This is a genomic window from Bacillus cereus group sp. Bc010 (assembly GCF_027716745.1).
In the GTDB taxonomy this organism is placed as follows: Bacteria; Bacillota; Bacilli; order Bacillales; family Bacillaceae_G; genus Bacillus_A; species Bacillus_A pacificus.
In genome coordinates this window covers 244,539-263,321 of sequence record NZ_JAQFUY010000002.1, presented here as the reverse complement: position 1 = coordinate 263,321, position 18,783 = coordinate 244,539, and the positions used below count along the sequence as shown (strand labels likewise).

Sequence of the window (18,783 nt, the reverse complement as noted above, 5' to 3'; positions counted from 1 at the left end):
TTATAAAAGGATAAAAATTTTTCATATGAAATTCGGTAGTCTAGTGGTTCGGAGATGGGAAGGTGAAAGCAGTGGAGTCTTACGCAGTATATGTTCGTGTGTCAACTGACCGAGATGAACAAGTTTCATCTGTCGAAAACCAAATAGATATCTGCCGGAACTGGTTAGAACGAAATGGATTCAATTGGGATGAGAAACGTGTTTTTAAAGATGAAGGGGTAAGTGGAACTTTATTTGTAGACAGACCATCTATTCAATTACTGTTAAAAAAGGCAAAAGCAAAAGAAATTAATATGGTTGTTTTTAAATCTATTTCCCGTTTAGCGAGGGATTTGAAGGATTCGTTAGAAATTCGCGAAGTATTTTTAGCTCATCATGTTCGAATTATTTCTGTTGAAGAAGGCTACGATTCTATAAAGGCTGGCAAAAACGATATGGCATTTGAACTTTGGTCTTTGTTTTCGGCTCAATACAGTAGAACGCTTTCTTCTAGTATTACGGCAGCATTGGCGGTAAAAGTTCGTCGCGGGGAGCATATCGGGAAAATTCCATATGGGTATAATCGTGAAGAGCAAAAATTGGTGATTAATGAGGAGGAAGCGCAAGTTGTCAAAATGATGTATAAATGGTATTGCGAAGGTTTGGGATATAAAAAGATAACAAATGAATTAAATCGATTGGGTATAAAGTCGAAAACTAAAAAGAACTGGCAAATGACATCGGTTCAAAGAATCCTTCAAAGTGCAATTTATAAAGGAACTTTTATTTTAAACCAATATACTTCAGTAAAAGTTGGCGGTAAGAAAAAACAAATCCGGAACCCAAAAGAAAAATGGTTTGTTTTTCCTAACCATCACCCAAAGATTGTGGAAGAAGAGATATGGAATCAAGCGAATCGAAAAAAAAATAAAACAAATAAAACGAAAATCACAGCTTGGAATGAATTTCGCAATCTAGCAAAATGCGCGGTTTGTGGTTCTAATATGGTAATTGTACAGTCTCATTTGAAAAAGAAAAGTGGGGAGCGAACAGAATGGAAATATTTAAAGTGTTCTCAATATCGTCGGGCAGGAAAACATGGTTGTGTAAATCATGTGCCAATTCAATATGGGCATTTTCGTCAGTTCATTATAAATTTATTAGTGGGAAAAGGAGAGTCTGTTTCTTTAAGACTTCAAAGTAATGTTGAAAAGGGGCAAGAGAAAAATATAAAGAAGTTGCAACAGCTTGTGAGTACAAATCAGCAAAAGAAAAAAGCACTGCTAGATTTGTACTTAGAAGAACTTATTAATAAAGGAGAGTTTGAACAAAAACGGAACGATCTTGAAGCGGAAATAACCAAAGCGAATCATGAGTTACTGGTAATACAAAATGGTAATCATGTTCAAATTGATATTCAAACGATAAAACAAGCTTTTGAGCAGTTACAAAAGCAAGAGCAAGATTTGATTCATGTATTTCAAGCGTTAATTCAAAAAATAAGTATTCATCAAGATGGAGCGATAGATATTACATACACTTTTGAAAGTCCATTATAAGAAGGGATATTATACATATTCCTTCTTAATTTTTGTATTAGAAAATAATATTGTACAAGTAGTTATATATTCATTTTCCTTGCATATTTTTTAATGATATGGAATAAAGGGGGATATGAAAAATGTATATTTTGAATGATATAAATCTTGAAGAAGATACACTTTTAGAATCTTATCCAGTTTGTATGAAGGATAAATATAATGGAGAGATTTCTTGTATGGGTATATTAGTGAAAAGGGAAATAGAAAATCATCAATCAAAATTGGAAGGTACACACTATTATCAATTTGTCTATTTTTATGGAAAAAGTCCTATTAATTTTTCTAAATCAGACTATAAGGAATTGCAAGAAAGGGTCCGCTTTGATATGGATCTCGAAATGGTTGCGGATTTCCGATATTCTTTTAGTGAATATAGTTCATCTCCAGGATTGAGTTCATCAATTAAAAATAAGAACTCTTTAACGGACATATTAGGGGATGATATTATGCAGGTTAGCTATGAATATCGCATTTAGGAGATGTTCCTCTTAGTATCTGTAAAAACTAAACAGCTCAAATATTAGGATTAGAAGGCGCTTATAAGCAGTAGTTGAGTTTGTTCATATGGGAGGGATGAACTATAAGAAAGCAGCCGACTTTTACATAAAAGTCGGCAATTTTTCTTTCTATTTAATCTTTAAAAGATATGTATTCTTTAACGGTATAGGTGATTCATATCAAAAGTACCCTGGAAATTAGGGTGCTTTAGTTATATATATTTATGTTAGTATCTAATTAGAGAAATGTATTTGTTAAGAGAGATACTTTGAGAAAATAAATTAATTCTATTCAGAGAGGGATAATTATGGGGATATTCAATACAATCAAGAAGTTATTTTCTAATCCGGCTGTTAAGGAGTCTAATAATGGTCCAATGATGAATTCAGAGCGTCATTTAGGTAATGTTAAACAAAATAAATATTACGATTTTATTGATAAGGATACAATTCGACCAATATCAACGATTCTATTACAAACGGATAGCAAGCAAACATGGGATTCGTTCTTTTCTGTAGCCAAGAAAAATCCTAAATTAATAAATTTTGAAATCAGGTCTCGTAGGAAATTTCGTCATCTTTATCATAATCAAGATTTACTTGTTGTCGAAGCGGCAGGAACTATTGAAATGATTACTAAAGAGCAAGTACAACAAATCAATTTAAAAGAAACGCCATTAGAAAAAATGCATCCTGTTGCTGTAAATCATATGGGTGTTCTACTTCACGATAAAGAAAAGGTTGCTTTTGTACATTATAAGAATCAACGAGCTATTGTATATGAATTTCAATGGCAGCCTTTTAGATTTGCCATAGGTAACGATTTTTGGTTAGTGGGAACACGGGAAACATATGACGGTCCAGGTAAACTCTATTGTTTTGACTTTAATGGAGATTTAAAATGGGGCATTGCTTTTAAAGAAGTATTCTCTACGATGTTTGGTGAGCTTAGTTTTATGCCTTATTTACTTGAGGTGTCAGCAGATTCAACGGATATTTTTGTCTCGAGTATGGATAGATTGTATCGATTGGACAATAATGGTAATTTGAAAGCGAGAATTGCTATTTCTGAACTGAAAGAAAAAGAATTACAACAGAAACAAGAAGAGCTTCAACATGAATTATCTGCACCGCCAAAAAGTGAAGAAGAAGCAATAAGTATGTCCGCTAAACAATTAGCAGCTCAATTTACTATGGGATTTGAGAGAATGAGTTTTAATTCGCCATTCGCTGGTTTTGCGCATGATTACAAAACTGACATGGTGTTCATTTTAGAAGAGAAGGGGCGAGTTTCTGCCTGGGATAGTAGTGGGAGGCTCAAATGGATTAATGCATTTAAAAATGAAGGTAGGTATATCTGTTGGATAGAGAATAAATTGGTTGTCTCTTTTAAATCTGGAGAAACCTTCTGGTTAAACAGGGATGGGAAATTTATTTATGGAGCACAGTTACCAAAACAAGCTTCCACTATTCAATTGATTCCTAATCAAGAAAAATATTTAGTTGTATGTGAAGATAATAGATTGTATGAACTATACAAAGATACCGGTAACCTCATAACAGGTTCAGAAGGGCATCCTGGAATGGAACTATTCATTTTATTTGGTCGAAATGTATTTTTTGATGGAGGGGTTCATAATCAAGGGTATTTTTGGCTAGCTCCTGAAAATCACCAATGGCAACATTTTGAGGCTAAAACCTTTAAGGATGTAGACAAGGTTGTTGTTCAAAGTGAGGTGGCACCTGAGATTGCTGCGACTAAGCAGTTTACGGGGGGATGGGAGATAAAGAATAAAAAAGAGTGGTTTGGTAATCGGGTTATTGACATGAAAAACCAAAGGGTCTATGTGGTTGAGGAAGGACCGCGGAAGTCAATCAATGAATTGGTAAATTTATCTGATAAACAAAGAGAAAAAGACCGTTTGAGTCATAAATTAGTGTGCTATGACCTTGGTGGAAATATTATTTGGGAAAACCATATATATTCATCTATGTGATCGCTATTTTTATCTTTAGATGGAGAGGTTTTGTTCACAAGTATACCTTCAGAAGCGGAAATTACTTATCTTCCTGGGCATATTGTTACCTATTCAAAAGATGGTCAGCAACTTGATAAATTCAAAGTAGATGCTCATGGATTTAATCTAGATTTTATTTCCGAGGACAGGGCTATTGTTCATTTTGCTTCTGATAGAGGGGAGAAGTCTGTTTCTGGTATGTTCGAGATCAACGGCAAAGGAAAGTGGAGACTAAAGATATCTGAATCCGATGTCGAAAGTGAAAAACGGAATGTGTTCGGCGCAGGATTAAACGATGTAAGTCTACCTAACTTCAGATTAAAAAGAACAGACAAGAAAAAATATGAATTGGAAAATCGAAATAGTAAAATAGAATTAAAGTTTTCGGCGGCTATTTATGAAGCTTATGAAACACCGGAACATAATTTGGTATTGCGAATAGGAACAAGATTGGTATCGTTCTATAACATGAATTTAGAGAAAACCCTTGAAGTTAAAGAACAAGAAAGTATTCAATCTATGACATTGGGATCGAGTAGCTTAGTGGTTGTCACAAAAACAGAAGTAAAAAGTTACAATTATCAAGGTGAAGTCTTGTGGAGGTATAGCCCTCTTCCAAAAGCGTTTGAATCGAGGGTAATATGGATTCCGAATAAGAACATTTACCTATGGGTAGTATCAAATAATTTGGAAACGATAGTCGCGGCTATACATGAGAATGGGAACGTGCTAAAAAGTCATTCTTTTAACAAGAATAGCTATCATCATTCTATCTTGGTCTATCCTGAAGAGTGTTGTTTTGTAGCTCAAACAAATGAAGTTATTAAAGGATACAGTATTTAATAATTAATATGGATACATCACTTGTTTAATTTTTTGGTTCTGTTATTGTTGGATATTGATTTATTGAGGTAACAGGCAGGGTAATTAAGAAAAGTCAATTTACCATAATTTACATTTGAGTTAAAATAAGAATTGTTGAAACAAGGGCACTACTTATATTTAGAACTAGAATTTTAAAATTAGGAAAATGGAGGGCTGGTTATGCAAATTAATGAAGAAGGTAAATTAGCGGATTGGAACTTAATCGTCCAGGGTAATATAAGTTTATTATGGATACAAGAATGTTTGAAACCAGAAAATCAGAATAAGAAAGTGAATGAATTACTTAGAGAATTTCTAAAAAAAAATGAGAATATTAATTTACTTAACCCTAGTGTTTTACTCATGGCATCTTATTTATTATTTGTATACACAAAAGAAAAAGATTTTAATGATGGGGATTATTCGTTTGTTGATATATCAAAGTTCAATGTAATTGCTAGCAGAAAAAGAAGACCTGACGGCAATTATATTTGTAGAAGGGTAAGAAATGCTTTAGCACATTCGAGAGTTCATATTGATGAAAGTCTGCAAATCACTTTTGAAGACAGCAAACCTGATGGAACGGATTACTTCAAGTGCGTAATTTCATGTGTCGATTTTGGGAATTTTATTAATAACTTTATGTTTACCCTTAAAGATAGTTATTTCAGCAATAGGGTTTAATGCAAAAGAAAAGTTATTTAGATAACGGGACTCGATAGTTCAATAAAATAAAAAAATCACAATTTGTTATGTGGGTTTTTTGGTGAGAAGAGTAGGAAGAAATGTGATTTCTGTTTGCAATCACTACACATCTCAAACGCAATGCAAAAGCTAGGGGTTAAAGGACGTTCACAAGCAGTTGTTGAGCTTCTTCGCATGGGAGAGCTCGAGTTATAAAAAGAAAGCCGACTTATATAAAGAGTCGGCTATTTTTTTGCGTATATTTTGAATTTAAAAAGGTATCTCAGACTTGGAGAGGGAAGATATGTTTCAGGAAGAAATGTTAAAATAACTGTTTTAGAACATGATGAGGTATGCAGGATAGGTATTTTTGTCATTTATAAATAAGAAGGTGCACATATGAAGTTGTATTTTAAGGGTATGGAGATAGGTGAAATTAAAGATGTTTTTGGATACATGCCATGGATGTATGGAACAATTCGTTTATTCGAGAATAGTAAACCTTTCCAAAAATATTTTCGTGAGATGGTAGACGAAGATAGTATATTTGATTTTGAAAGCATAGACCCTGAATTTTTATATGAAGAAAATTGGGCTATTTTTGAGGAGGATGCTCAGCGGTATTTAGGGATTGATATACCTGCTATTCATATGGAGTATAACATGATTGCGTGGCGCTGGAGATAAAGTTATCAGGTTGTGAACATCTTTGTATGAAAGAATTCAAACGAGAACAATAAGCCGACTTTTATAAAAAAGGTCAGCTAGTTGTTCTCGTTTTTTCGCTTGCTATATGAATGATAAGAACACTCCATACATAAATAGGTAGTAAGGAGGGGATATGTTGAAAAGGGTATTGTTAGTTTCAACAAGCGCTCATGATATGAATGGACACCCGACTGGTTTGTGGCTGGAAGAGCTCGCAGCTCCTTATAATTTGTTTAAAAAAGCTAAGTTCGATGTTGATATTGTGTCGATACAGGGCGGTAGAGTGCCGATTGATAGAGTTTCTATTCCGAACGGGATACCTCGTGAATTTAAGCATGTCGCTTCTTTATTGCAAAATACGAAGTCGATCTCAACGGTTCATTTTTCGGATTATGATGCAGTTTTATTTGGTGGTGGACACGGGGCGATTGTAGATTTTCCAGGTAATCCATATGTTGCAAATTTAATTGTGAATATGTACAACAACAACCGAATTGTAGCGGCTGTGTGTCACGGAGTAAGTTCTTTAGTTGGTGTGAAAAATAAGGACGGCTCGTTTTTTAGTGCGGGTAAGCATATAACAGGTTATACAAATGATGAGGAAAAAGCTGTACATTTAGAAAAGCGAGTGCCGTTTTTGTTAGAAAGTAAATTGAAAGGAGAAGGGGCTTTGTTTTATGTTGCTCCAAATTTTACGCCGCACGTCGTAGTAGATGGGCGTTTAATTACAGGGCAAAATCCGCAGTCTAGTATGGAAATAGGGAAAGCTATAAGAAGAGCTGTAAATAAAGTATAGAAAAAGTGCTCGTTACTTATAAATGCCCCCTTAAACTAAAAAGATGTATTGAGTATAGTGACTTCATTTATAATTAATCGTGAATTTGCTATACTATTTTGTATGGACAAAAGGGGAGGCTCTTTTAATGAGAAAAGTTGCGTGTGCAAATACTTATATTAATAAAATAAAGCCCGTTATTAGAAAAACGAGTTTTAGTCAATTGAAAATAGATGAAATTGCGAAGTATATGGATATTAGTAAAGCTACTTTATATAAACGTTTTTCTTCAAAAGATGAGATTATTGAAGCTGTGGTAGAAGATTTTATGAACTACCTTCTTGAAGGGGATGCGGATAATCAAGATGAAAGTATGTCTTTTGCAGAACGTTTCCAAAAGACGTTTATTCACTCTTTAAAATGTGTGACATACATTTCTGATGTCTTTTTACAAGATTTGAAAGAGGCATATCCGCACTTATCTGATCAGTTAGTCGCTGCACAACAAAATCGTAATCATAATTTGCAAATGTTTTTTGAAGCTGGTATGGAACAAGGCTACTTTAATAAGATGAACGCACAATTATTTATGGTGCAAGATGATGTGATGTTAAGACGTATTATAGATCATTCTTTTTGTATTCAGTACGATATTACGTTAAAGAAAGCGATACTTGATTTTTATCAACTAAAGAAGTATCAACTGTTTAAACCGGAGTATATAGAAGCGATTGATGATTCTGAAATTGAAAAAGAAGTTATGGCTATTTTGCAAATGATTTCGTAAAAAAGCAGATTTTCCTATATGAATGGAAAATCTGCTTTTTTATTACATGTTCTTTTTTAAGTGTTGTAATACTAATTCAGCTACTGGACTACCTGAAGCTGGGTTTTGACCAGTGATAACACGGTTATCTTCTACGGCGAAAGCTTCCCAAGGCTGTGTGGCTTTTTCGTAAAGCCCTCCATTTTTAATAAGTTCATCTTCTGTTAAAAATGGAACGAATTGATCTAATTCAGCTAGTTTTTCCTCTTCATTTGAGAATCCTGTTACTTTTTTACCGCTAATTAAACGTTCCCCATTACTTAATGTAATATGAAATAAACCAGCAGCTCCGTGACAAACAGAGGAAACAATTCCGCCATTTTCATAAATGCTACGGCTAATCATTTGGAGTTCTTTATTTTCAGGGAAGTCCCAAATCACACCGTGACCACCTGCGTAATAAATAACAGCATAGTCTTCCGGATTCACCTCACTCGGTTTCAGTGTAGAACCGAGGCGATTCATAAATTCTTTCTTTTGATACCATTCCCAATCGATGCTCTCCGCCATTGCTAAACTATGCGGATCAATCGGTGTATAACCACCTTGTGGGCTAACATAATCTACTTCGTAACCAGTTTCTTCAACTTTTTTAACGAAATGAACAGCCTCACCAAGCCAAAGGCCAGTAGCTCGATTTAAATTTGGATATTTTTCAACGCTCGTTAATACAACTAACATTTTTTTCTTCATCATAATCCTCCTATAATGTTTCTTCTATATATAAGTTCATTATTTTATTAAGTTAAAAATTGCAAATCTGAATAACCATGTCAGTCCTCCTTATATCGGATTCGAAATTAGTGTATAACAATTTTTGAACAAAGTAAACTAAAAACACTAAATTAGTTTACTTTGTATATTTTTTCGTTGACAAACTGTAATGCTGAAACTATGATAGTTCCATGAATATCGAACAACGTACATGTTTCGTTTCGAATTCAATTTGTCGCGCGATAAATGTATACATTTGATGAAGTTGTCTAGTGATAATAGAAGAGCTAAACAACTTCATTTTTCGTTTTCAATTACTACAATTAGGAGAGGTGTTACACATGGGGGAAGATATAAGTACTCATTCAAAATGGTTTGTTTTCACATTATGTTTTATCGTTTTATTAGGACCGATGAATGCGGTTTTATTTAATGTTGCGTTAGAGGATATTGCTCATGATTTATCTATTAGTCAATCGAAAGTAAGTTGGGTTGTAGTAGGTTATTCTTTAGTTGTCGGTATTGGTTCAATGATATATGGGAAGCTTGCTGATCGTTACAGTGTAAAAAAACTATTAATTATTTCGATTATCATATTTGTAGTGGGTTCTATTATTGGATTTATGAATCAATCTTATGTGATTACCATTCTTGCAAGATTAGTGCAAGCGAGCGGGGGTGCAGCGTTTATTGCGCTTAGTATGATTGCAGTGGCGAAATTAGTTGTTCCTCATAAGAAGCCTGGTGCGTTAGCGATGATTAGTTCTTCTATTGCATTAGCAGTAGGTATTGGCCCTTTAGTTGGCGGGGCTATTACAAATACACTAGGGTGGCCATATTTATTTTTATTTATGGTTATTTCAGTAGTGGGGATTTTCTTGCTTATAAAATTTATGCCAGAAGAAGCACGGCACACGGATGAAGCTTTTCATTTTGATTACATTGGAGCGGCGTTACTATTTGCATTCATTACGACTGTTTTATTAGGTGTCAATACGAATAGTTGGCTATTTGTGTTATCGATAATTTCTTTATTTTTATTCACGGTTCGTATGAAGAAAGCGGAGCATCCATTTATCGATATTGAGTTGTTTTCGAACAAAGAATTTCTTCGTTTAATAACAGTCGGATTTATAATTAATGTGGCGTTATGTGCTAATTTATTATTGTTGCCATTACTGTTAGGAAGAGAGCACGGATTGTCTCCGTTTGTTATCGGAATTGTATTATTTGTTGCATCACTCTTTGGTATTGTGTCTAGTTTTATTACTGGAAAGATTGTCCCTTCGTTTGGAAATGTGAATATGATTTATGTAGCGTCTGTCATTATGATTGTTGGCTTTTTAATTTTAGGGTTTATTCCGAATGGAAGTATAGTCGTTATTGTATTGGCGATTATTTTGACATTTATGAGTTATTCTGCCATTCAAGTATCATTGAACACATTTATACCGAAAACATTACATGCAGCTAAAGTTGGAGTCGGTCTTGGCTTATATAATTTAATTAACTTTTTCGGTATGGCATTTGGACCAGCTGTTGCGAGCAAAATTATGGAATCTACAAATAGTTATCGTTTCAATTTTATTTTAATCGTCATGTCAATTTCTGCCCATTTCTTCTTATTAATAGGAATGTCTTCTTTCCAAAAAAAGATGGAGCATTAAAGATGTACTTTATTATAGAAGAAACCGACTTTCATATAGAAGGTCGGTTATTTTTCTGTCTTGCAAATTATGAAAAAAAGGAGCAAAATAAAAAAGGTCCTAGTCTATACAGGTACAAATGAAAATTTTCATATAGAAGCAGTTTAAGTGAGCGAACTTAAAGTGTGAAAAATATAATGATAAAATAAGATGATGAATGAGAAAACGGGTGATGAAGTTGAATAGAGCAATCGGTGTTATCGATTCAGGAGTTGGCGGTTTAACAGTGGCGAAGGAATTAATTCGTCAGTTGCCGAAAGAGCGCATTATATATTTAGGGGATACAGCACGTTGCCCTTATGGTCCACGTTCTCGAGAAGAAGTGCGTCAATTTACGTGGGAAATGACGGAGCATTTACTAGATTTAAATATCAAAATGTTAGTTATTGCATGTAATACAGCAACTGCAGTTGTATTAGAAGAGATGCAGAAACAATTACCAATTCCAGTGGTAGGAGTTATTCACCCAGGATCACGTACAGCTTTAAAAATGACAAACACGTATCATGTTGGGATTATTGGAACGATTGGAACGGTGAAAAGTGGTGCATACGAGGAAGCGTTAAAGTCTATTAATAATCGTGTTATGGTAGAAAGTTTAGCGTGTCCACCTTTTGTTGAGCTTGTAGAGAGCGGTAATTTCGAAAGTGAAATGGCGTATGAAGTTGTAAGAGAAACGTTGCAACCGCTGAAAAACACTGATATTGATACGCTTATTTTAGGTTGTACACATTATCCAATTTTAGGTCCTGTTATTAAACAAGTAATGGGAGATAAAGTGCAACTCATTAGTTCTGGTGATGAAACGGCGCGTGAAGTAAGTACCATTTTATACCATAGTAAAATGTTGAATGAGGGAGAGGAACAAAGTGATCATCTCTTCTTAACAACAGGGAAAATAGGTCTATTTAAAGAAATTGCATCAAAATGGTTCGGTCAACCGATTGAAAATGTGAAACATATTTATTTAGAAAAAGAATAATAATAGAATTCATATAAGTGAACTCCTGAGAAATCAGGAGTTTTTTTGTTTATAGGGAGCACAGCTTGTTCTAAAACATGAAACAGCTCGTATACATAATAGTACAAACTTAGATTTTAGGGGGGAATGGCATGCCTAAATCCACTTTTAAATGGGTTGTTGGTGCTACTGTGAGCGCTGTTTTACTAACAGGGTGTGGCTTTATAAATCAAGAGAAAGCAACGGAGCAAATTGATCCGCCAAAACAAGTTACGTATACAGAGGGTGGAAAGAAAGAAGTATCTAAGAAAGATAAGCAAGGACAAACGGTGAATAGAGAACTATACCTTGTTGATAAAAATGGCTATGTTGTACCGCAAACGTTAGCTATACCTACTCCGAAAGCAAATGAGGTTATTCAGCAAACGTTAGAGTACCTTGTGAAAGATGGACCGGTAACGAATTTGTTACCGAATGGGTTCCGTGCAGTCATTCCGGCGAATACATCGATGACCCTAAACTTGAAAAAAGATGGGACGGCAGTCATTGATTTTTCTAAAGAAATGAAAAACTATGCAAAAGAGGAAGAACGTCAAATCGTTGAATCTATTGCATGGACGTTGACGCAATTTAAAGAAATAAAACAAGTGCAGTTCCAAATAAATGGTGAAAAATTAGCGAAGATGCCTGTTGGTGGTACACCGCTTGGTGAAGGGGTGAGCCGTGCGAACGGTATTAACTTCGATGATGAGCAAGTAGCGGATGTAACAAATACAAAACCAGTAACACTTTATTTTATGGCACAAAATAATAATAAACAGCAATACTACGTACCAGTAACACGCCGCGTTGTAGAAGGAAAAGAAAATGATTATGCAGCAATTGTAGATGAACTTGTAAAAGGACCGATTCATCAATCTCTTCTGAACGATTTCAATCCAGGAGTTAAGCTCATTACGAATCCGAAATTACAAGATGGAAATCTTACATTAAACTTTAATGAAAATATATTTATAAACCCAGATAAAAATATGATTTCAAATTACGTATTGAAGTCATTAGTTTTATCTTTAACAGAAAAGAAAGGCGTGAAAAGCGTTTCTATTGAAGTAAATGGTAAAGCGAATCTTATAGATGAAAAGGGCGGAAAGTTAATAAAACCTGTAGATCGTCCAGAAAACGTGAATACAGGTAGTTTTTAATCGCCAATAATTTGATATACTTAAGTAAGAAAGGGGAATTGCTTTTTGGGTTCCCCTTCTTTTATTGTATACATATCATACATTTAAATTTGGCTATACTAACAAGTAGTTATGAGGAGGTTATTGTTATGCGAGTAGATGGTAGAGAGAAAACAGAATTACGCCATATACATATTCATACGAATTACTTAAAACATCCAGAAGGATCAGTATTAATTGAGGTTGGGGATACTAAGGTAATTTGCTCAGCGACAATTGAAGAGCGTGTCCCGCCTTTTATGCGTGGAGAAGGAAAGGGCTGGGTAACAGCTGAATACGCGATGATTCCACGTGCGACAGAACAACGTACAATTAGGGAGTCAAGTAAAGGGAAAGTAACAGGACGTACAATGGAAATCCAGCGCTTAATTGGACGAGCATTACGTGCGGTAGTTGACTTAGAAGCGCTTGGTGAGAGAACGGTTTGGATTGATTGTGATGTTATTCAAGCGGATGGTGGAACGAGAACAGCTTCTATTACAGGTGCATATGTAGCAATGGTATTAGCGTTTGAGAAATTATTACAAGCAGAAAAAGTATCTAAAATTCCAGTAAAAGATTATTTAGCAGCAACGTCAGTAGGAATTGTTGAAGAACAAGGTGTTGTTTTAGATTTAAACTATGCAGAAGATTCTAAAGCAGACGTTGATATGAACGTAATTATGACTGGAAAAGGTCAGTTCGTTGAAGTGCAGGGAACTGGAGAAGAAGCGACGTTTAGTAGAGCGCAGTTAAATGAATTACTTGATGCTGCAGAACAAGGCATTTTCCAACTGATTGACATGCAAAAAGAAGCGTTAGGTGACATCGTATCTCATATAGAGTAGAGGTGGAAAGTATGAAACAAGTTGTTGTAGCGACAAAAAATATGGGGAAAGTACGTGAATTTGCTGAGTTATTTGAGCGATTTGATTTAGAAGTGAAATCATTACACGATTTTCCTCATATTGAAGAAGTCGAAGAAACTGGTGAAACATTTGAAGAAAATGCAATCTTAAAAGCGGACAGTTTGAGTAGACAATTGAATGCAATTGTAATTGCGGATGATTCAGGTCTTATTGTAGGTGCTTTAAACGGGAAACCAGGTGTGTATTCAGCACGTTTTGCTGGAGAGCCGAAAGATGATCAAGCAAATATTGATAAAGTTTTACAAGAATTAAATGACGTAGCGTTTGAAAAGCGTAAAGCTCGTTTCTACTGTGCATTAGCAGTGGCATTCCCTGAAGGGGATAAAAAGCCTGTCATTGTAAATGGGACGTGCGAAGGGTTTATTTTAGAACAACGCCGCGGGGAAAACGGCTTCGGATATGATCCGATTTTTTATGTGGAAGAATATAAAAAAGCGATGGCCGAACTAAGTTCAGATGAGAAAAATGCTATTAGTCACCGCGGACGTGCTCTACGTAAGCTAGAAGAAAAAATCCCTGAATGGTTTTTAGGAGAATAAGGGAGAGAGATTGATGAAAGCTTTAATCGTAAGCGATAGTCATAGCTCTGTGAAGGAATTACAGCAGTTAAAAGAGAAGTATGAAGGGAAAGTAGATATCATGATTCATTGCGGTGATTCAGAGCTAACGCCTGCTCATGAAGAGCTGCAAGGTTTCCATGTTGTAAAAGGGAATTGTGATTATGCTAACTTTCAAGACGAAATTGTAACGGATGTAGATGGTGTTCGTTTCATAGTTGTGCACGGACATCGTCATAACGTGAAAATGACGTTACAAACATTAGCGTACCGTGCTGAAGAGGTAGGGGCGCAAGTTGCATGCTTCGGACACTCTCACGTATTAGGTGCGGAATTAATCGACGGCGTTTTATTTATTAATCCAGGCAGTATTTTATTACCGCGTCAGCGTGTAGAAAAGACATTTGCTTTATTAGAAATGGATGAAAATCAAATGGAAGTTCGTTTTGAAACACTAGACGGACAGCTAGTTGAACAAGCAGTTTTTAAAAGAGGATAAGAAAAATTATCCTCTTTTAAAAAAGGTGTTGACTTTATGTATGGTTATACATATAATAAATATTGTCGATAGGGCAACGGCGCTAACGAAGAAAATAAAATAACATATGCGGGTGTAGTTTAGTGGTAAAACAAGAGCCTTCCAAGCTCTGGTCGAGAGTTCGATTCTCTTCACCCGCTCCATGTCCCAGTAGCTCAGCAGGATAGAGCAACGGCCTTCAAGAAAAATAGGAGCCTTTATAGGGAAACAAGAACCTATAAAGTGGACGACACTATATCGGTGAAGCCTTAACAGTTCGGCTGATGGTAATACCGAGGAAACTTACGATCTTGAAAAAGATTAAGGAGTTTTGAATGATTAAGTGAAACTTAATGGTAAAGACTCTGAAGTATGATGAAAATCATCGTGAGGTTCCGTAGAGACTACACGTGTCGCACCTGAAATGGTGAAGATATAGTCCAGACTACAAACAGTAATTGCTGGTAGCGAAAGCTATGGTGGTAAGCTAAGCCGTCGGTCGGGAGTTCGAATCTCTCCTGGGACGCTAAGAAAACCTTTTGCGGTGACGTCAAAGTCCGCAATATATAAGCTCTCTAATTCTTAAGTTGAATCGTACAATGTGCGATCGCCAACGAGTTAGGGGGCTTTTTTTTTTTTTTGTCAAAAAGACGTGATTCATTAACGATTAGTGAAGATTTAACGAATGTTTTTATGGAAGGTAGCATTTCATAATTCCATTTCCTAAAAATTTGAATAGTAATGAGATAGGAAAAAATAATTACACTACTTATGATTTGAAGGGAAATTAAAACCTTAAGAATAATATTAAACTTCTTGTTTTTATGAAGAGAAAACAAAAACAGAAAATATAGTACAACTAATAGAATAACATTAATAATTAAAGTTCCTCCGATGTACCAAACTTTTTCGCTGTTACTCCAAGTTTTATTAAGGTTATCATATACTCCAAAGTTAAAAAACACAGTAGCAAATAGATATAAAATAGCACTTAACAGTGTAAATAAAATTATATTCCAAAATTTAATTTTACTTGTGTGGCTTTATTTAAATGCAATTTGTCAATTTCCTTAGTTGTTGCCGCTATTACAAGTTGATTAACACTATATAATACAGCTGGTATAAGTAAGGTGGCTATAATTGTAGTGAAAGCAGGTGGAATTTTGCTTATTGTCTCTAATGATAATCCATCAAACATTCTTGTGGTTCAACCCTTTCGTTAAAGTTAGATAAAAAAGAACGCCACCCTAAGAGTAGGTAAGCGTCCTGCGTCTTTAATAAATCAGCCTGTATCACCATCAGCTAAACCTTGTATAATATTAATAGCTGCTTGAGTGTTAACTGAAGTATGCGTGCCTATCGTTACAAGTGTAATCAATAGCATTCCTAATAATACTTTCTTCACTTTAACGCCTCCTTATTAAAAATTTCTTTCTTAGCTTCATAACTTAAGTAGAAATATTTACTTCCTTGTTCAAAGTTTCCTTCGCTATGAAATTGGACCGCTAATGCTTCCATGTATTCTTGAACATATTCCCATAATCTTTCGTTTCTAAAGTAGTCCATTCCTGCCAGTACTGCTTTTTCTAATTTGTCAGCAGCAGCTTTTTTATTTAGTTCTCTCAGAATTGCAAAACGGTATTGATATTCTTGATTCCCTAATTCATTGCAGATAGTTAAACCTTTTTCAATGAGTTGACATGCAATTTCTTTTTCCCCTAGCTTAACATGTTCCTTTGCTTTAACAAAAATAGCTTTATAATGATGAGGTTTCTTTTCAACTACTTCTGAAAGGTATCGAATTGCCGAACTAGAAAGATTTTGACTCGCATACATTAAGCCTAAATTATGACGAACTAGTAAGATTGCTTTCTCATTTTTTGTTTTTGGAATGTGTTCATTGCAGTAACAAAGTATTCTTCAGCTAGTTCAAATTCTTTTAAATGCGTACAAGCTAATCCTAATAAATTATCACAATAAGCTGTTTTTAATTCATAGCTTTCATGTTTAGAAAATATGTCCCTAGCTTTTGTACCATGCTTAATGGCTAAAAGTGCTTGATAAATATGATAATGATATGTTGCTAAGTTGTAATGAAATTCCGCCTTTTCAAGTTCATCAGGAATGTGTTTAAGTAAAAGTTCTGCTTTATCATACTGTTCTTTAGCAAGGTTATAATTACCGACTGCGTTAGAATGAATAGCCTTATAAAAATGGTAGTAGTAAGATAAAAAGTTATCTGTGGGAATATCAAAGGATTCAATTTTATCAAAGCTATTTTTTGAAATACTTAAATTATCCACTAAATATTTATAGCCGAAATCTAACAGGTGATAGTAGAGTAACAAGTTTGAGTCTGCTTCGTTATTGTGAATGATAGAATTAATTTCTTCTTTTAAACAATGGGCATTATCTATATTACGTGAACGTATTTCTTTGTACCATTCGTTAAGTAGTTTTGAAATTTGTGCATTCCCCTTTATTAGAACGTCCATAAAATTCCCTCCCTTTTTGAATATTCTTATAAATGATGATAGCAAGAATAGAATTTGATGGAAATTGAATTTCAATATTTCTCAACATTTGTGTAACGATTTTATTTTCAATTATGTAACTAATTGCATTCATTCTCCCTGTTAGTAATTTCAAATGGTGGTTTGTTCCTACTTTTAACTATTGCACCTGATTCTGCAATTTCAGGGAAGGCTTTTTTCTGATTTTTAGTAAGAGGTGCAGTAGGTGAAGATTTTAACTCTACTAAGTCAATCTTACCATTTGCGTCCTTGCCTCCTATATCTATACGAGTGCGTACGCCGATTTTGTTTGTACGGTTATTTGTTCATTCAATTCAGATTTAGGTTTTTGTTGTTTTATAACCTCGAACATTTTTGTTTCGTATTCTTTACCTGCTAAGCTATTAGCTTTTAAAGTTTTCCGTTGTTTTTCTAGTGTGGCTGCTGCATCTATTGCATTGGAAACTTTTTTTGCACCTTTGACTACTTTTATTCCCTTACCAACAGGTGTAAGTCCCGCGAAAAACATGACATCAGCACCAGTGCGTTCCCACCATGAAAGTTTTTCGCCAGTATCGGGATCAACACCTTCTATAACACGTCGTACATCGTATTCTCCTAACTGTTCACTTACAATATTATAAAACTTTTTACCGCCCTTGTACGATTGAGCAACCGTTATCGAAACTTATCCCCGTTAGTGTGTTACAATGAATAGAAGCGGAAAACGAGAATCTCCAATTGACTAGACCTGTGATTGGTTAGACAGTTTAAGAAGGTTGTATAAAAAAGGGAGATGGCGCAAAGATGGCGAGATCAAATGAGAACGATTTAACGGAGAAATTGGCAGAAGGTCACCGAAAATATGGTGATGGCAACTTTACAGTACAGAACATCGGTGATGAAACTAACCCGGATTGGACTATCGTAAAAAATGTGAGGAAAGGATCGGCAGGTATTCGAGAAGAGGAAGATATATTAAGACTGCGATCAAAATATATAAAATAGTACGGAAACGGGCGGAGTGGGAGCTCGAAATTCTCCTGGGACGCTGAGAAACCCTTGTTATCTTTTGATAACAAGGGTTTCTGTTTAGTTATTAATAAACTTCTCAAATACAAAACCATAATCTTTCACATTATATTGTTTCTTCGTATCAACGAGCCAGTTAAAGGCGATTTCGTTCATTTCTTTAAATTGCTCTGCTAAATTTACTTGTGCATTTGAAATACGGCTAAAAGCGTTAGATGCCATATCTAAACTTTTATGTGCATACTGCAATGTAATATCGTTGTCGTATGAAATTTCTTCGATTTTAAGTAAAGCTTTATATAAATCTTTTAATTCCTCGATATGTTTTTTATGAACATCAATTGAATAATGTTCATCTCCCATTTGAAATTTAATTTCTACATCTAAATCAATCGTTCCCGCAGTTTCAAGCGCTACGTTTTTAATTTGATATTTACTATAGCTAAAGCGGCGTAGTGTACGTTTTTTGCTTGTCGCACTTGTACCATCTAGGTGAAGTAATCCTTTGTTTGTGAAGCAATATTCATCTGATTTCGATTTAATTAGAAAATAAATTTTCTCTCCATCTTCATGCATTACGTAATCATCAGCATCGACCTTGTCATAATCTTTCGGTGTAATGACAGAACCTACATCACTTAACCCTAAAACATCAGCAGCTACTTTTTTGAACATATATAAT

The 18,783-nt window shown here is 34.7% G+C and carries 19 protein-coding genes, 1 tRNA gene and 3 pseudogenes; 17 read left to right on the top strand and 6 right to left on the bottom strand.

Annotated features, from left to right (window positions below; translation table 11 throughout):
* Positions 1 to 62 precede the first annotated feature (62 nt).
* From PDQ68_RS04390 to PDQ68_RS04350, 9 genes and pseudogenes are all read left to right on the top strand, one after another.
* Positions 63 to 1,538 (top strand): recombinase family protein, encoded by a 1,476-nt coding sequence (locus PDQ68_RS04390; protein WP_000648666.1) that lies wholly within the window; start codon positions 63 to 65, stop codon positions 1,536 to 1,538.
* Between the two features lie 122 nt (positions 1,539 to 1,660).
* Positions 1,661 to 2,056, top strand: coding sequence for a hypothetical protein (locus PDQ68_RS04385; protein ID WP_088106401.1), 396 nt, complete (start codon positions 1,661 to 1,663; stop codon positions 2,054 to 2,056).
* 329 nt (positions 2,057 to 2,385) lie between these two features.
* Positions 2,386 to 4,074 (top strand): hypothetical protein, encoded by a 1,689-nt coding sequence (locus tag PDQ68_RS04380; RefSeq protein ID WP_258959473.1) that lies wholly within the window; start codon positions 2,386 to 2,388, stop codon positions 4,072 to 4,074.
* A 30-nt stretch (positions 4,075 to 4,104) separates the two neighbouring features.
* Entirely contained in the window at positions 4,105 to 4,938 is an 834-nt protein-coding gene (locus PDQ68_RS04375) for a hypothetical protein (protein ID WP_258959474.1), read from the top strand.
* Positions 4,939 to 5,139: 201 nt separating this feature from the next.
* A complete protein-coding gene (locus tag PDQ68_RS04370) occupies positions 5,140 to 5,643 on the top strand; it encodes a hypothetical protein (RefSeq protein ID WP_088106402.1) in 504 nt (167 codons plus the stop codon).
* Positions 5,644 to 5,769: 126 nt separating this feature from the next.
* Positions 5,770 to 5,859 (top strand): annotated as a pseudogene (gene gerE / locus PDQ68_RS04365) (spore germination transcription factor GerE); the annotation flags it as partial.
* A 183-nt stretch (positions 5,860 to 6,042) separates the two neighbouring features.
* The gene (locus PDQ68_RS04360) at positions 6,043 to 6,330 is read left to right on the top strand and encodes a hypothetical protein (RefSeq protein WP_061184126.1); all 288 of its coding nucleotides are present in this window, start codon (positions 6,043 to 6,045) and stop codon (positions 6,328 to 6,330) included.
* A gap of 154 nt (positions 6,331 to 6,484) precedes the next feature.
* Positions 6,485 to 7,147 (top strand): type 1 glutamine amidotransferase domain-containing protein, encoded by a 663-nt coding sequence (locus tag PDQ68_RS04355; protein WP_270786585.1) that lies wholly within the window; start codon positions 6,485 to 6,487, stop codon positions 7,145 to 7,147.
* 127 nt (positions 7,148 to 7,274) lie between these two features.
* The gene (locus PDQ68_RS04350; RefSeq protein ID WP_001233021.1) at positions 7,275 to 7,913 is read left to right on the top strand and encodes a TetR/AcrR family transcriptional regulator; all 639 of its coding nucleotides are present in this window, start codon (positions 7,275 to 7,277) and stop codon (positions 7,911 to 7,913) included.
* Positions 7,914 to 7,955: 42 nt separating this feature from the next.
* On the opposite strand, the gene PDQ68_RS04345 is transcribed toward PDQ68_RS04350, so the two are convergent.
* Entirely contained in the window at positions 7,956 to 8,645 is a 690-nt protein-coding gene (locus PDQ68_RS04345; protein WP_061184125.1) for a type 1 glutamine amidotransferase domain-containing protein, read from the bottom strand.
* 362 nt (positions 8,646 to 9,007) lie between these two features.
* On the opposite strand from PDQ68_RS04345, the gene PDQ68_RS04340 reads away from it, so the two are divergent.
* The 7 genes from PDQ68_RS04340 (at position 9,008) to PDQ68_RS04310 (ending at position 14,720) form a co-directional block, all read left to right on the top strand.
* Positions 9,008 to 10,333: an MFS transporter gene (locus tag PDQ68_RS04340; RefSeq protein ID WP_061184124.1), complete on the top strand. Its 1,326-nt coding sequence runs from the start codon at positions 9,008 to 9,010 to the stop codon at positions 10,331 to 10,333.
* A 211-nt stretch (positions 10,334 to 10,544) separates the two neighbouring features.
* Positions 10,545 to 11,354, top strand: a complete 810-nt coding sequence (gene racE / locus PDQ68_RS04335; protein WP_000773996.1) for a glutamate racemase — start codon at positions 10,545 to 10,547, stop codon at positions 11,352 to 11,354.
* 131 nt (positions 11,355 to 11,485) lie between these two features.
* Positions 11,486 to 12,535, top strand: coding sequence for a spore germination protein GerM (gerM, locus tag PDQ68_RS04330; protein WP_001126762.1), 1,050 nt, complete (start codon positions 11,486 to 11,488; stop codon positions 12,533 to 12,535).
* A gap of 128 nt (positions 12,536 to 12,663) precedes the next feature.
* On the top strand, positions 12,664 to 13,401 hold the full coding sequence (rph, locus tag PDQ68_RS04325) for a ribonuclease PH (protein WP_001261765.1): 738 nt from the start codon (positions 12,664 to 12,666) through the stop codon (positions 13,399 to 13,401).
* An 11-nt stretch (positions 13,402 to 13,412) separates the two neighbouring features.
* Positions 13,413 to 14,021 (top strand): XTP/dITP diphosphatase, encoded by a 609-nt coding sequence (locus PDQ68_RS04320; protein WP_061184123.1) that lies wholly within the window; start codon positions 13,413 to 13,415, stop codon positions 14,019 to 14,021.
* A 13-nt stretch (positions 14,022 to 14,034) separates the two neighbouring features.
* Positions 14,035 to 14,538, top strand: a complete 504-nt coding sequence (locus PDQ68_RS04315; protein WP_000645499.1) for a metallophosphoesterase — start codon at positions 14,035 to 14,037, stop codon at positions 14,536 to 14,538.
* Between the two features lie 108 nt (positions 14,539 to 14,646).
* Positions 14,647 to 14,720, top strand: a tRNA-Gly gene (locus PDQ68_RS04310).
* 845 nt (positions 14,721 to 15,565) lie between these two features.
* Here PDQ68_RS04310 and PDQ68_RS04305 read toward each other — a convergent pair.
* From PDQ68_RS04305 to PDQ68_RS04290, 4 genes and pseudogenes are all read right to left on the bottom strand, one after another.
* Entirely contained in the window at positions 15,566 to 15,754 is a 189-nt protein-coding gene (locus PDQ68_RS04305; protein WP_016718611.1) for a hypothetical protein, read from the bottom strand.
* Positions 15,755 to 15,838: 84 nt separating this feature from the next.
* On the bottom strand, positions 15,839 to 15,961 hold the full coding sequence (locus PDQ68_RS04300) for a hypothetical protein (RefSeq protein ID WP_016718610.1): 123 nt from the start codon (positions 15,959 to 15,961) through the stop codon (positions 15,839 to 15,841).
* A pseudogene (locus tag PDQ68_RS04295) lies at positions 15,958 to 17,051 on the bottom strand (response regulator aspartate phosphatase). The gene PDQ68_RS04300 and the pseudogene PDQ68_RS04295 overlap by 4 nt, the downstream one beginning before the upstream one ends.
* Before the next feature lie 119 nt (positions 17,052 to 17,170).
* A pseudogene (locus tag PDQ68_RS04290) lies at positions 17,171 to 17,697 on the bottom strand (pre-toxin TG domain-containing protein); the annotation flags it as partial.
* Between the two features lie 179 nt (positions 17,698 to 17,876).
* Between PDQ68_RS04290 and PDQ68_RS04285 the strand changes: the two are divergent.
* Positions 17,877 to 18,077, top strand: a complete 201-nt coding sequence (locus tag PDQ68_RS04285) for a hypothetical protein (RefSeq protein WP_000124456.1) — start codon at positions 17,877 to 17,879, stop codon at positions 18,075 to 18,077.
* A gap of 84 nt (positions 18,078 to 18,161) precedes the next feature.
* Here the strand turns inward: PDQ68_RS04285 and PDQ68_RS04280 are convergent, their stop codons facing one another.
* On the bottom strand, positions 18,162 to 18,776 hold the full coding sequence (locus PDQ68_RS04280) for a PH domain-containing protein (RefSeq protein ID WP_000475206.1): 615 nt from the start codon (positions 18,774 to 18,776) through the stop codon (positions 18,162 to 18,164).
* Positions 18,777 to 18,783: the final 7 nt, after the last annotated feature.